At 63.8% G+C, this 13,967-nt stretch carries 14 protein-coding genes; 9 read left to right on the top strand and 5 right to left on the bottom strand.

The window, feature by feature from the left end; all coding sequences use genetic code 11:
• Window positions 1-69: 69 nt before the first annotated feature.
• Window positions 70-900, bottom strand: a complete 831-nt coding sequence (locus ASS64_RS11915) for a TauD/TfdA family dioxygenase (RefSeq protein WP_067694631.1) — start codon at window positions 898-900, stop codon at window positions 70-72.
• Window positions 901-1,107: 207 nt separating this feature from the next.
• Here ASS64_RS11915 and ASS64_RS11910 point away from each other — a divergent pair, with 207 nt between their 5' ends.
• From ASS64_RS11910 to ASS64_RS11875, 8 genes are all read left to right on the top strand, one after another.
• On the top strand, window positions 1,108-1,662 hold the full coding sequence (locus tag ASS64_RS11910) for a F0F1 ATP synthase subunit delta (RefSeq protein WP_067694628.1): 555 nt from the start codon (window positions 1,108-1,110) through the stop codon (window positions 1,660-1,662).
• Window positions 1,663-1,674: 12 nt separating this feature from the next.
• Complete coding sequence (gene atpA, locus ASS64_RS11905; protein ID WP_067694625.1) at window positions 1,675-3,204, top strand: F0F1 ATP synthase subunit alpha; 1,530 nt, start codon at window positions 1,675-1,677, stop codon at window positions 3,202-3,204.
• A gap of 31 nt (window positions 3,205-3,235) precedes the next feature.
• A complete protein-coding gene (locus ASS64_RS11900) occupies window positions 3,236-4,108 on the top strand; it encodes a F0F1 ATP synthase subunit gamma (protein WP_067694622.1) in 873 nt (290 codons plus the stop codon).
• Window positions 4,109-4,118: 10 nt separating this feature from the next.
• Complete coding sequence (locus ASS64_RS11895; protein ID WP_067694620.1) at window positions 4,119-4,454, top strand: hypothetical protein; 336 nt, start codon at window positions 4,119-4,121, stop codon at window positions 4,452-4,454.
• A gap of 32 nt (window positions 4,455-4,486) precedes the next feature.
• Window positions 4,487-5,944, top strand: coding sequence for a F0F1 ATP synthase subunit beta (gene atpD / locus ASS64_RS11890; protein ID WP_067694617.1), 1,458 nt, complete (start codon window positions 4,487-4,489; stop codon window positions 5,942-5,944).
• Between the two features lie 2 nt (window positions 5,945-5,946).
• A complete protein-coding gene (locus tag ASS64_RS11885; protein ID WP_067694614.1) occupies window positions 5,947-6,204 on the top strand; it encodes an ATP synthase F1 subunit epsilon in 258 nt (85 codons plus the stop codon).
• 147 nt (window positions 6,205-6,351) lie between these two features.
• Window positions 6,352-7,854: a glycosyltransferase family 39 protein gene (locus ASS64_RS11880; protein ID WP_067694611.1), complete on the top strand. Its 1,503-nt coding sequence runs from the start codon at window positions 6,352-6,354 to the stop codon at window positions 7,852-7,854.
• Window positions 7,855-7,951: 97 nt separating this feature from the next.
• The gene (locus ASS64_RS11875; RefSeq protein WP_369815372.1) at window positions 7,952-10,084 is read left to right on the top strand and encodes a prolyl oligopeptidase family protein; all 2,133 of its coding nucleotides are present in this window, start codon (window positions 7,952-7,954) and stop codon (window positions 10,082-10,084) included.
• 74 nt (window positions 10,085-10,158) lie between these two features.
• On the opposite strand, the gene ASS64_RS11870 is transcribed toward ASS64_RS11875, so the two are convergent.
• From ASS64_RS11870 to glmU, 4 genes are all read right to left on the bottom strand, one after another.
• The gene (locus ASS64_RS11870; RefSeq protein WP_067694605.1) at window positions 10,159-10,797 is read right to left on the bottom strand and encodes a heme-binding protein; all 639 of its coding nucleotides are present in this window, start codon (window positions 10,795-10,797) and stop codon (window positions 10,159-10,161) included.
• Between the two features lie 65 nt (window positions 10,798-10,862).
• A complete protein-coding gene (locus ASS64_RS11865) occupies window positions 10,863-11,138 on the bottom strand; it encodes an HNH endonuclease (RefSeq protein ID WP_067694602.1) in 276 nt (91 codons plus the stop codon).
• Window positions 11,131-11,700: a hypothetical protein gene (locus ASS64_RS11860; RefSeq protein WP_157075175.1), complete on the bottom strand. Its 570-nt coding sequence runs from the start codon at window positions 11,698-11,700 to the stop codon at window positions 11,131-11,133. The genes ASS64_RS11865 and ASS64_RS11860 overlap by 8 nt, the downstream gene beginning before the upstream one ends.
• A complete protein-coding gene (gene glmU, locus ASS64_RS11855; RefSeq protein ID WP_067695243.1) occupies window positions 11,697-13,061 on the bottom strand; it encodes a bifunctional UDP-N-acetylglucosamine diphosphorylase/glucosamine-1-phosphate N-acetyltransferase GlmU in 1,365 nt (454 codons plus the stop codon). Before glmU ends, ASS64_RS11860 begins: the two co-directional genes overlap by 4 nt.
• A 63-nt stretch (window positions 13,062-13,124) precedes the next feature.
• Between glmU and ASS64_RS11850 the strand changes: the two genes are divergently transcribed.
• Window positions 13,125-13,793 (top strand): HAD-IA family hydrolase, encoded by a 669-nt coding sequence (locus ASS64_RS11850; protein WP_067694597.1) that lies wholly within the window; start codon window positions 13,125-13,127, stop codon window positions 13,791-13,793.
• Window positions 13,794-13,967 lie beyond the last annotated feature (174 nt).

Below are 13,967 nucleotides of genomic sequence, written 5' to 3'. Positions count from 1 at the left end.
CGACATCGAACAACGCAGCGACGTGCCGAAAAGAAACGGCATCAAGTAGCGGAGCGATGGACCGACAAATTACGCCGCCAGCGTTTCGCCGGTCAGCGTGATGCGGTGCATTTCGCGTGCGTGGCCCTGGTAGTCGTTCATCGCCAGGTGCCAGGTCGTGCGATTATCCCAGATCGCCACCGAACCCGGTTCCCACGCCACGCGGCAGGTGTTGTCCGCCGCAGTTGCAGCGGCATAGAGCTGCTGCAGCAGCGGCAGGCTCTCCTCGCGCGTGCGGCCGACGATGTTCACGGTGAAGGCGCTGTTGACATAGAGCAGCTTGCGCCCGGTCTGCGGGTGGCGGATCACGATGGGGTGCGTAGCGCCGGTCTTGAGCGCCTTTCCCCGCAGATCGCCGCCCATGTCGGTTTTCGCGTAGAGCCCGCCTTCGTCGTAGATATGGTCGGCAGTGTGATAGGCCTCCAGCCCCTCGATCTCTTTCTTGAGGTCGTCGGGGAGAGCATCATAGGCTTCGCCCATATGCGCCCACAAAGTGTCCCCGCCCGAGGGTGGCAATGTGCGCGCGACAAGGATCGAGCCCATCGCGGGTACCTGATCATAGGAATGATCGGTATGCCACCCGCCGCCGATATTGGTGACCTGATCGGCGCGCTTTCTCACCACCGCGATCTCGCGATGCTCGTCGGTCAACGGGAAGTAATTGTTGATGTCGATCCCGCCCCAGCGCTTGGCAAAGGCAATATGGGCCTCGGGTGTGAAGTCCCTCTGCCCGCGAAACAGCGCGACGCCGTGGGTGTAGATCGCCTGCTTGATCGCGTCGAGCGTGTCGCCCTCCGCTTCGGCTAGGCTTACCCCTGTAATCTCGACCCCGCATTTGGGGGCCAGCGGCACCATCTGCATCGCCTCTCTCCCGCGCGATTGGTTGCTTTATGCCACGCATTCTACGCGAGAGTGGAGCGGAGTCCAGATTCCCTGTCCGGACTCGGCTTGCCATTGCGGGGGGGCTTTGCTAGGCGCGCGCCGACCTTGCCGGGGCGACTCTTGTCCGCCCGCACGCGGCATGGATCGCACAGATTTTTCTTCCGGACCCGAGAGGACCTCAAGCGCGTGGATATTTCCGCCGGTATTCAGGCTAGCCTGGCAGGGCGTTACGCTTCCGCCCTGTTCGATCTCGCGAGCGAAAACGGAACCGTTACCGCGGTCGAATCGGACCTTGAGAAGGTCGAGGCTGCGCTCGACGAATCGGACGAGTTCGCCGCCGTTACCACCAATCCCAAGATATCGCGTGGCGACGCGCAAAAGGCATTGTCGCGCGTGTCCGCCATTCTCGGCGTATCGGAGCTGACGCAGAACTTCCTCGGCGTGCTGGCGCAGAACCGCCGCCTGTCGCAATTGCCGGCCGTGATTCGCGCCTTCCGCGCGATCGCCGCCGCCCAGCGCGGCGAAGTCACCGCCGAAGTGACCAGCGCGCATGCGCTGACCGACGCCCAGCTCACCGATCTCAAGGCCAAGCTGACGGCCCGCGAAGGCCGCACGGTCAAGCTTTCCACGAAGGTCGACCCCGATCTGCTCGGCGGCCTCGTCGTCACCATCGGTTCGAAGCGCATCGACGCCTCGATCCGCACCCGTCTCAATTCGCTATCCCAGGCCATGAAGGCTTAAAGGACACACATCATGGATATCCGCGCCGCAGAAATCTCCAAGGTCATCAAGGACCAGATCGCCAATTTCGGCACCGAAGCCGAAGTGAGCGAAGTGGGCACCGTGCTGTCGGTGGGTGACGGTATTGCCCGCATCCACGGCCTCGACAACGTCCAGGCGGGCGAAATGATCGAATTCGCCAATGGCGTTCAGGGCATGGCGCTGAACCTGGAAGCCGACAATGTCGGTGCCGTTATCTTCGGTTCGGACCAGGAAATCGGCGAAGGCGACAGCGTCAAGCGCACCAATACCATCGTCGACGTCCCCGTGGGCAAGGGCCTGCTCGGCCGCGTCGTCGACGCTCTCGGCAATCCGATCGACGGCAAGGGCCCGATCGAATCGACCGAGCGTCGCCGCGTCGAAGTGAAGGCGCCGGGCATCATCCCGCGTGAATCGGTTTCCGAGCCGGTGCAGTCGGGCCTCAAGGCCATCGACGCGCTCGTCCCCGTCGGTCGCGGCCAGCGCGAACTGATCATCGGCGACCGCCAGACCGGCAAGTCGGCCGTCGCCATCGACACCTTCATCAACCAGAAGGAAGTCAACGCGTCGGACGATGAGAGCAAGAAGCTCTATTGCATCTATGTCGCCGTCGGTCAGAAGCGCTCGACCGTCGCGCAGATCGTCAAGCAGCTCGAAGAAAACGGCGCGATGGAATATTCGATCGTCGTCGCCGCGACCGCTTCGGAGCCCGCCCCGCTGCAGTATCTCGCGCCTTACACCGGCTGCGCGATGGGTGAATTCTTCCGCGACAACGGCATGCACGCCGTGATCGTCTACGACGACCTTTCGAAGCAGGCCGTCGCCTATCGTCAGATGTCGCTGCTGCTGCGCCGCCCGCCGGGCCGCGAAGCCTATCCGGGCGACGTCTTCTACCTCCACAGCCGCCTGCTCGAGCGCGCGGCGAAGATGAATGGCGACAATGGCGGCGGTTCGCTGACCGCACTGCCGATCATCGAAACGCAGGCGGGCGACGTGTCTGCCTATATTCCGACCAACGTGATCTCGATCACCGACGGCCAGATCTTCCTCGAAACCGACCTGTTCTACCAGGGCATCCGTCCGGCGATTAACGTCGGCCTGTCGGTCAGCCGCGTGGGCGGTGCCGCCCAGACCAAGGCGATGAAGAAGGTCTCGGGCTCGATGAAGCTCGACCTCGCACAATATCGTGAGATGGCAGCGTTTGCGCAGTTCGGCTCGGACCTCGACGCGGCGACGCAGAAGCTGCTCAACCGCGGTGCGCGCCTGACCGAATTGCTCAAGCAGCCGCAGTTCTCGCCCATGCCGTTCGAAGAGCAGACCGTGTCGATCTTCGCCGGCACCAACGGCTATATCGACGAAGTGCCGGTCGACCGCGTGACCGACTACGAAGCCCAGATGCTGAGCTTCATGCGTGCCGAACACGCCGACGTGCTGGAAACCATCCGCACCACCGGCAAGTTCGAGGACGACACCAAGGCCAAGGTGGTCGACGCGCTCAAGACCTTCGCCAAGCAGTTCGCCTGAGCCCCAAGAGACACGAAGATAGGGAGCCGAAATGGCTAGCCTCAAGGAACTCAAGGGCCGGATCAACTCGGTCAAGTCGACCCAGAAGATCACCAAGGCCAAGCAGATGGTCGCAGCGGCCAAGCTGCGCCGTGCGCAGGCCGCGGCCGAAGCCGCGCGCCCCTATGCCGAGCGGCTGTCGGGCGTGATGGCTTCGCTGGCCGGCAAGGTCAGCGGCGACAGCGCGCCCAAGCTGCTTCAGGGCACCGGATCGGACAAGCGCCACCTGCTGGTGGTGGTCAACACCGACAAGGGCCTGTGCGGCGGTCTCAACGCCAACATCGTCAAGGCCGCCAAGGCCAAGGCCAAGGCGCTGATCGCCGAGGGCAAGGACGTGACGTTCTATCTCGTTGGCAAGAAAGGCCGCGCGCCGATCAAGCGCGACTATGCCGACCGGATCGAAAAGCACTTCGACACCTCCGACGTGCGCAACCCCGGTTTCGAGGAAGCCGAGGCGATTGCCGACGATTTGATCGAACGGTTCGAGAAGGGCGAGTTCGATGTCGCGCATCTCGTCTATCCGATTTTTAAATCGGCGCTGGCGCAGGACCCGACCGTCGACCAGCTGATCCCCGTCCCCGCGCCGACAAGCGAAAGCAGCGGCGGCGATGCCGTGGTCGAATACGAGCCGGGCGAAGAGGAAATCCTCGAGGAGCTCCTGCCGCGCTACGTCAAGACGCAGCTGTTCGCTTCCCTTCTCGAACGCGAGGCTTCCGAACAGGGTGCCTCGATGACCGCGATGGACAACGCCACGCGCAATGCAGGCGATCTCATCAACAAGCTGACAATCCAGTACAACCGCAGCCGCCAGGCCGCGATTACCACCGAGCTGATCGAAATCATCGCCGGTGCCGAAGCCCTCTAAGGAATATGACGTGAAGAACCTCGCCCTCCTCCTCCCCCTCGCCCTGCTCGCCGCCTGCGGTGAAGAACCCGCTGCGCAGGTCGCGCCCGAACAGGTCGCGACGCCCGAGCCCATCGAAACGCTGCCCGCGCCCGATCAGGCGCTGGTGACCGAGATGTATGCAGAAGCCTGCCCCGAGGAAGAGGCGGTCAACACTGCTGTCTGCAAGCGTGCCGGCCTCGGTTCGCCCGACGTCATCTGCGAATTCGGCCTCGGCGACGATGAATATCTGCGCAACGAAGCGACCCTCACTGCAGGCGAAGGCGAATGGACCTTTGCCGATCCGGAAAACGTTTGCGTCGGCTAAGGCGCGATAAACCCCAAGTCAGGACATAGATCATGGCCACCGCACCCGTACTCAACCAATCGCCCAACGGCACCATCAGCCAGGTCATCGGCGCCGTCGTCGACGTGCAGTTCGAAGGTGAACTGCCCGCCATCCTGACCGCGCTCGAGACCAAGAACGGCGACAACACGCTGGTTCTCGAGGTCGCGCAGCACCTCGGCGAAAACACCGTGCGTACCATCGCGATGGACGGCACCGACGGCCTCGTCCGCGGCCAGGAAGTCGTCAACACCGGCGCGCAGATCTCGGTCCCCGTCGGCCCGAAGACGCTCGGCCGCATCATGAACGTCGTCGGCGAGCCGATCGACGAACGCGGCCCGATCGGGGCGGAAGGCACCAGCCCGATCCACGCCGAAGCCCCGCTCTTCGTCGACCAGTCGACCGAAGCGGCCATCCTCGTGACCGGCATCAAGGTCATCGACCTGCTCGCGCCTTACGCCAAGGGCGGGAAGATCGGCCTGTTCGGCGGCGCCGGCGTGGGCAAGACCGTGCTGATCCAGGAGCTCATCAACAACATCGCCAAGGGCCACGGCGGCGTGTCCGTCTTCGCCGGTGTGGGTGAGCGTACCCGCGAAGGTAACGATCTCTACCACGAATTCCTCGACGCGGGCGTTATCGCCAAGGACGAGGACGGCAACGCCATTTCCGAGGGCTCGAAGGTGGCACTGGTGTTCGGCCAGATGAACGAACCTCCGGGCGCGCGTGCCCGCGTTGCCCTGTCGGGCCTGACCATGGCCGAATACTTCCGCGACCAGGAAGGCCAGGACGTCCTGTTCTTCGTCGACAACATCTTCCGCTTCACCCAGGCGGGTTCGGAAGTGTCGGCACTGCTCGGCCGTATTCCTTCGGCCGTGGGCTACCAGCCGACGCTGTCGACCGACATGGGTAACCTGCAGGAGCGCATCACCTCGACCACCAAGGGTTCGATCACCTCGGTCCAGGCGATCTACGTTCCCGCCGACGACCTTACCGACCCGGCCCCGGCAACCTCGTTCGCCCACCTTGACGCAACGACCACCCTGTCGCGCGCCATCTCCGAGCTTGGCATCTACCCCGCGGTTGACCCGCTGGACTCGACCAGCCGCGTTCTCGAGCCGCGCGTGGTTGGCCAGGAACACTACGAGACCGCTCGTAAGGTTCAGGAAACGCTGCAGAAGTACAAAAGCCTGCAGGACATCATCGCTATTCTCGGCATGGACGAACTGTCGGAAGAAGATAAGCTGACCGTGGCCCGCGCCCGCAAGATCCAGCGCTTCCTCTCGCAGCCGTTCCACGTTGCCGAGGTCTTCACCAACATCCCGGGCGTGTTCGTCCAGCTGGAAGACACCATCAAGTCGTTCAAGGCTGTAGTCGACGGCGAATACGACCACCTGCCGGAAGCTGCCTTCTACATGGTCGGCGGCATCGACCAGGCGGTCGAGAAGGCCAAGAAGCTGGCGGAAGAAGACTGAGCATGGCCCTGCACTTCGAACTCGTCACGCCGGCCAAGCTGGTCCGCTCCGAAGACGTCCACATGGTCGTCGTTCCCGGGGCGGAAGGCGAATTCGGCGTGCTCGAGGGCCACGCGCCCTTCATGTCGACGATCCGCGACGGCGAAGTCCAGGTCTACAAAACCGAAGGCGCTGCCCCGGAAACCATCGAGGTCCGCGGCGGCTTCGCCGAAGTCGGCGACAAAGGCCTGACGGTCCTTGCGGAGCACGTCGAGGGCTAACGGCCTTCACGGAACAATCCGGACACGCGAAGGGCGGCCCTACGGGTCGCCCTTTTCGTTTCTGCCAAGCGCGAGCCGGTCCTGCTTAAGCCAAAATTTACCATGATCGGTCACAGATCACCCCATGATGTGGGGTGTTTGCGCGCCATGAAGATGGAACCTATCTCGATCGCCGAAAGTAGCGGCCGTTTCCGCTCGCGTGGCGACGCGCTGAGCGTGGTGCTGCTGCTGACAGCCTGCGCGCTCGTCGTACGCCTGCCCTATCTCGGCGACGCCAATGCCGACATCGACGAACAGCTTTATTCGCTGATCGGCAATGCCATGCTCGACGGCAAGCTTCCCTTTGTCGACCTGTGGGATCGCAAGCCGTTCGGCCTGTTCCTGCTCTATGCGTTCGCGCATGCGATCGGCGGGCCCTCTCCGCTCGCCTACCAGCTCTTTGCGACGGGCTTTGCAGTGCTCGGCGCCATGCTGACGCGTCATTTGGCCCTGACGCTGGTTGACCGGGCGACCGCGATGGGCGCGGCCGTTCTCTATGTAATTCTGATGGCGATCTACGGCCCGCATTCGGGCCAGACCGAAATCTTCCATGTCCCGGCCATGCTCGCCATGGCCCTGCTGGTCCGCGACCCGGAACATCCCCAAGCAATCGGCCGCGCGCTTGCCGCAATGCTGATCGGCGGCCTGGCGCTGCAGGTCAAATACACTGTCCTTCCCCAATGTGCGTTCTTCGGGCTCTGGGCGTTGTGGGGCCAGTTCCGGCAACATGGTTCGGTAGTCCGGATTGCCAAGCTCGGAGCCGTATTTGCCGCGCTCGGCATCCTCCCCACCGCCCTGGTGGGACTGTTCTACCTGGCAATCGGCGAATGGGATGCCTTCTGGTTCGCAAACTTCGAAAGCTTCTTCGACCGGCTACCGTCCCCGACGGGTCGCCTTGTCGCGGCAGATGCGCTGTTCCTCCTACCCCTCGGCGGACTCGTGGTCTTGGGGGTCTACGCGGCGCTGCGCCTGCGCGTACCCGTGGATAAGCGCGGCTACGCCTTCTACGCCGCGTGGCTGCTGACCTGCCTCGCCACGGTGTTCCTGCCATCGACGGTCTATGCCTACTATTATGCTGCTCTGGTTTCGCCCGCGATCCTGCTCGGCATGCCCTTTCTCGACCGGCGCGGGCCGCTGCGGCTTGGCCCCCTTGCCGTCGTAATCGCGCTGTTTTTCTCGCTGCTCTATTACGGCACGCGGATCGATGCGACGCAGCGCTCGCGCACGGGCATGGAGCAGCTTTCCGAAACCATCGCCCCGCTGGTTGACGACAAGTCTCGCTGCCTGTGGGTGTTCGACGGGCCGACGGCGCTCTATCGCGAGACTGGCAGCTGCCTGCCCACGCGCTTCATCTATCCCGATCATCTCAACAACGCACTTGAACGCGATGCCCTGGGGATCCGGCAGATCGACGAGGTTCGCCGGATACTGGCCCAGCGCCCTGCGGCCATCGTGACCGCGGACATTCCCTTCACTGCCCAAAACGAGGACGTGAGGGCGCTCGTCACGGAGACGGTGAGCACCGAATACGAACTCGCTCTGCGAGCAGGAATCCAGGCCCGTACGATATCGGTCTGGGTTCATCGCGACGCCACTCGCGCCGACGACTGAAGATTGCTCGTATTACTATGTCGATCAGAGGCACCTGACTACTTGTCCGGCGGCTAGGCCTTCGTCAATATGGTTGCGAAGACGAAGGAGATCACGCTTGAAACTCACATCCGCGCTGGCCATGGCCGCCGCCATGACGCTTGCCACCAACACCCCCGCCGCCGCGCAGGACGGCATTCCCGGCCCCGAGGACGACAGCTATATCTGGCTCGAGGAAGCGCGCAGCGATCGCGCGCTCGATTGGGTGCGCGCCGAGAATGAGCGGACCATGGACCTGCTCGCGGGCGATCCGCGGTTCGAAGCGGTCAAGGCCGAAGCGCTGGCGATCTACGACAGCGAGGATCGCATCCCCTATGTTTCGATCCGCCCCGACGGCCTCTACAATTTCTGGCAGGACAAGCAGAATCCGCGCGGCCTCGTGCGCCGGACCACACTCGAAAGCTATCGCAGCGACGATCCGGAATGGGAAACCGTGCTCGACGTGGATGCGCTGGCCGAGGCCGAAGGGCGCGAATGGGTCTATAAGGGCTACGAATGCCTGCCGCCTGCAGAGCGCCTGTGCATGATTTCGCTGTCGGACGGGGGCGAGGATGCCACCGTGCTGCGCGAATTCGACATGGCGACCAAGAGCTTCGTCGACAACGGCTTCGTGCTCGACGAAAAAAGCCAGGGCGGGATCCAGTGGGTCGATCAGGACACGCTCCTCGTCAGCCGCGATTTCGGCGAAGGCACGCTCACCGAGAGCCAGTATCCGCGCACTACGCGTATCTGGAAGCGCGGGACGCCGATCGAAGACGCGCAGGAAATCTGGCGCGGCGAAGAAGCCGACGTGTGGTCGGCGGCCACGCTGCTGCGCGATCATACGGGCACCGCACACGGCTATTATGCCTTTCGCGCCACCAGCTTCCACGAGACCGAATATTATTGGCAAAAGGACGGCGAATGGCTCCGTCTCGACATGCCGCTGAAGGCCTCGCCCTACGGGCTGATCGACGGGCAGCTATTGTTCTCGACCGATGTCGACTGGGAAACGCAGGGGCAGACCTTCCCCGCCGATGCGCTGGTTTCGGTCGATCTGGAGGACTTCAAGGCCGATCCCAACGGCGCGGCCAAGACGCTGGTCTGGGCGCCCAGGGACAAGCAAACAAAGCGCGGCGCGGCGAACACTGCCGAGAGCCTCTATGTCAGTCTGCTCGACAATGTGCGCGGGCGCGTGCTCAAGTTCGACCATGTGGACGGTGAATGGGTCTCGAGCGAGATCGATCTGCCCGACAATTCGACGCTCGGCGTTGCTGCGGCCTCGGACGGGTCGGACGAGATCATGTACTCGGTCACCGACTTCCTGACGCCCTCGACGCTCTATTACGCCAATGGCGATGGCGCGCCCGAGGTGATCAAGACCTCGCCGGACTATTTCGATGCCGAGGGCATGGAAGTCGAACAGTTCGAAGCGACCAGCGCCGACGGGACCAAGATCCCCTATTTCCTCGTCAAGCCCAAAGGCATGGTGATGGACGGGACAAACCCCACGCTGCTGACCGGCTACGGCGGCTTCCAGGTCCCGCGCCTGCCATCATACCTCGGCTCGATCGGCAAGATCTGGCTCGAGCGCGGCGGCGCCTATATTCTCGGCAACATGCGCGGCGGCGGCGAGTTCGGCCCCGGCTGGCACCAGAGCGCCATCCGCGAGAACAAGCAGCGCACCTGGGACGATTTCCTCGCCATTGCCGAAGATGCGATCGCGCGCGGTATCACCTCGCCCGAGCATCTCGGCATCCAGGGTGGCAGCCAGGGCGGCCTGCTTGTCGGCACCGCGTTCACCCAGCGGCCAGAACTGTTCAATGCGGCGATCGTCCAGATCCCGCTGTTCGACATGCTGCGCTATCACGTGATCGGTCGCGGGGCCTCGTGGACCGGCGAATATGGCGATCCGCGCATCGACGAACAGCGCGCCTGGATCGAGCCCTATTCACCCTACCAGAAGCTGCTCGAGGGCAAGGATTACCCCTCGCCTTTCTTCTGGGCCTCGACCGCCGACGACCGTACCCACCCCGCCCATGCCCGTAAGGGCGCGGCGCGGGTCAAGGAACTCGGGCAGGAGTATTTCTACTTCGAAGACATGACCGGCGGCCATTCGGGCGGCGTCGACAACGAACAGCGCGCCAAGATCCAGGCGTTGCAGATGATCTACCTGCTTCAACGGCTGGCCGACGACAGCGCGGGCGAATAACCCGCAGCGTGGCTCCAAACGTGAAAGGGCGGCTCGCGGGCCGCCCTTTTTCTTTGGACGGTGTCCGCTGCCGGTCAGCGGGCCGCAACCGGAAACATCACCTCGTTGCGGCGCAGCGGCGAGGGAACCGAAGGCGCATCGTAATAGGCGAACTCCGCCGGGCCGGTGATTTCGAGCCCCTGCCGCCCGATCCAGTCCCGCAGCCGCGCCTCGTTTTCGGCCAGATCCTCACTCGAGCCATTGCCCGAGAACCGCACCGCGGCGATGCGCCGCTCGGGCAGTTCGGTCAGCGTGATGTCCTCGGGCGGGGTCGGCAGCGTCTCCATGGTGTATTGGGCGGGCATGACGAAACGGGTCCGCCAGCTACGCGCTGCGTCGCCGCCATCCTGCAGCACCGGCGCGGTCATCGCGATTTTCTCGTCCTGGTCCTGCATGACCGGGCTGGTCATGGCGATGGTATCGCCCGGACGATCCTCGGCGAAGATATAGGCGGCGAGGCGGCGGAACCCGGCGGTGAGCGCGGGGCGCCGCTCTCCCGTATGCGTGACTTCGGCCACGATCATCGGGGCGTAGCGGCGCAGTTCGAAATCGCCATCCTTGCTCAGCAGCGCGTATTCCGGTTCGTCGACCGCGGCGCGGTAATAGGCATAGGCGCCGCCCGCGCCGATGGCGAGGATGGCCACACCGATCGCGATGCCTTTCCAGATTTTCATGAATACGCTGCTCCTTCGTATGGACAGCAAACGCGGCATGAGTAGCACCCGTTCCGGAGCCCGCGTCATCTCCCTATGCGCGTCGGTGCGTGGAAATCGGGAGGCTTGCCCTTTACCCAGCGGACGAATTTCGCAACCGCCTCGTCCTCTAGCAGCGCCGCGCGATCCTCTCCCATGCGCGCCAGCTCGGAATTGGTGAAATTGGCATGGATCGTCCGGTGGCAGATCGGATGGACGGCTACGGTCTCGCGCCCCTTCTTGGCCTTGGGCACGGGATGATGCTGCTGCACTTTGCGGCCCAGCGGGCGCTCGCACAGCCAGCACAGCGCACGCTCATTCATCGCGGTCGGCGCGCTCGGTCTCGTAGGTGAACAGCTCTTCCACCCGCGTGAAATGCCGCTCGGCCGCGTCATACTGGACTGGCACAGTATCGGGATCGCGGCAGAGCCGAAGCCCTGCGACCTCGGCGCCATCCAGCACGATCACCCCGTCGCTGACCGCAGGATCGTTGGGCTCGCCCGGTGCGAAGTTAGTGCGCACCATGCGGCTGAACACAATGTAGCGTGTTCCTGCATTCGCGAAGGCTATCTGCGCCTCGCCGCCGCCCGAGTAAGCGACCTGCGCCCATTCTCCGCCCTCGATCTCCAGTTCGAGCCGGTCACCGCCGAACCGATAAAAGGTCCGCTCGTTTTCATCGGCACAAACGGAGATGCGCCGACCGTTTGCAGTCTTGCAACTGAAGATCGTTTCCTCGGCGGCCGCGCAGGCGACTGTTCGCGGTTGGACGGTAGGTGCCGCAGTATCGGCCGTTTCTTCCTGCGAGGAGGGGGCACGAACCATACCGCTCCCGCCCTCGCCCGCGCATCCGCCGAGCAGCAAGGCGAGAGCTAGCAGCGGCTTCACTTCTTCTCCGCCGCCTTCTTCTTTTTCATCGTATCGTGGAAGCGGTCGGCCCAGCCCGGTTTGACCACCTGGTCGCCGCGAACCATGCGCAGATCGCCATCGCCGACATCGCGGCTGACCGCGCTGCCGGCCGCGACGATCGCATCCGCACCGATCCGCACGGGGGCGATCAGCGCGCTGTTCGAGCCGATGAAGGCACGCTCGCCGATCACGGTCTTATACTTGAAATATCCATCGTAATTGCAGGTGATCGTGCCCGCGCCGATATTGGCACCTGCGCCCACCTCGGCATCGCCGAGATAGGTCAGGTGACTCGCTTTGGCGCCTTCACCCAGCGTGGCTTTCTTCATCTCGACGAAATTGCCGACCTTGGCGTCCTTTTCCATGACCGCACCGGGCCGCAGGCGGGCATAGGGACCGACGGAGCAGTCTTCGCCGACCGTCGCCCCCTCGAGATGGCTGAACGCGCGGATCACCGCGCCGCGCGCAATCGTCACGCCGGGACCGAAGACTACATGGGGCTCGACGGTGACGTCGTTCGCGACTTCGGTATCCCAGCTGAAGAACACAGTTTCCGGCGCCTTGAGCGTGACGCCGCCGGCCATCGCCTCGACACGTTTAAGTTCCTGCCACTGCGCTTCGGCGGCTGCGAGCTCGGCGCGACTGTTGATGCCGGTCACTTCTTCGGGCGTGTCGGTGGCGATCACCGCGCAGGTATCGCCATCTGCATTGGCGATGTTGACGATGTCGACGAGGTAATATTCGCCTTGCGCGTTATCGTTACCGACGCGCCGCAAGAGGTCGAACATGTCGGCCCCGCGCGCGGCCATCACGCCCGAATTGCACAGGCGGCAGGCGCGCTCCTCCTCGCTGGCATCCTTGTATTCGACCATTTTTGCGATCCGCCCGTCGGCATCGGCGATGACGCGGCCATAATGCCCCGGATCCTCGGGCTCGAAGCCGAGCACGACGACCTTAGGCTTGTCGTCCGCATGCAGCCGGTCGAGCATGGCCTGCATCGTCTCGCCCTTCACGAAGGGAACGTCGCCATAGAGCACCAGTACGTCGCCGCCGTGGCCAGCGAGACCCTCTTCCGCCATCTGCACCGCATGGCCGGTACCCAGTTGCGGTTCCTGCAGGCAGGTCTCTGCGCGTTCGCCGAGCGCCTCTTCGAGCTGCGAGCGACCGGCGCCGACCACGACGACCTTTTTAGCCGGTTTCAGACTATCGACCGTAGCCAGCAGATGATCCAGCATCGGCCGACCGGCGATCGGATGCAGGACCTTGTGCAGGTCGCTCTTCATGCGGGTGCCCTTGCCCGCGGCAAGGATGACGGCGGCGAATTCGCGGTTCGTGTTCATGGCAAAGCGCCTTGCCACCAATCGCTTGCAGTTTGAAGAACCATCCGCCACCGCTTCGGGTATATGACCGATCTGCCCTTCGCCATAATCGGCTTCGATCTCGACGGCACGCTGCTCGAAACGCACCGCGATCTTGGCGCTGCCGTAAATCACGCCTTGGACCTGGGGGGATTCGACCCGGTCCCTGCGGATCACGCCAGCGATCTGATCGGCGGCGGGGCGAAGATCATGCTCAAACAGGCGGTCGACGAACAAGGTGGATTGCCGGACGAGGAATTCCGCAAGCTCTACAAGCGGATGCTCGCCTATTATGCCGAGCACAACGCGGTCCACACACAGCCCTATCCGCATGCGCGCGAGGTGCTTGCCGAACTGACCGAGCGGAAAATCGCCATGGCGGTGGTGACCAACAAGTTCGAAAGCTTCGCGCGCCAGATCCTCGATACGCTGGGTCTTGCGGAGCCCTTCGTCGCAATCATCGGCGGCGACACGATGGGCAAGGGGCGCGCCAAACCCGCGCCGGACCCGATCTTCGAAGCGATCAGGCGCGGCGGCGGCGGAAACCTCGCTTTCGTCGGCGACAGTTCCTATGACGTCAGGGCGGCACGCGCCGCGGAGGTCCCGGTAATCGGCGCAAGATACGGATATTGCGACAAGCCGCGCGGGAAACTGGGTGCGGATGCCGAGATCGATTCGCTGGCAGAGTTGATCCCCGCGCTGGCGAGGCTCTGACCCCCGCGAAGGCTAGGGTCTCGTGCAGCGGCGAATCGCTGGCGGGCTGAGGTCCCCGCCTACGCGGGGACTCGGCACACCGCTCCGCCGCTACGGAATGGCGGCGCGCCGTACCGCCTGTTGCAAGTGCGAAGGGAACATGCCACCCCACGCGCCAATTGACCCTTACGTAAA

Source organism: Erythrobacter sp. AP23 (genome assembly GCF_001542855.1).
In the GTDB taxonomy this organism is placed as follows: domain Bacteria; phylum Pseudomonadota; class Alphaproteobacteria; order Sphingomonadales; family Sphingomonadaceae; genus Qipengyuania.
Note: the sequence above shows the minus strand (reverse complement) of the source record. Positions and strands in the feature narration are given on the sequence as shown.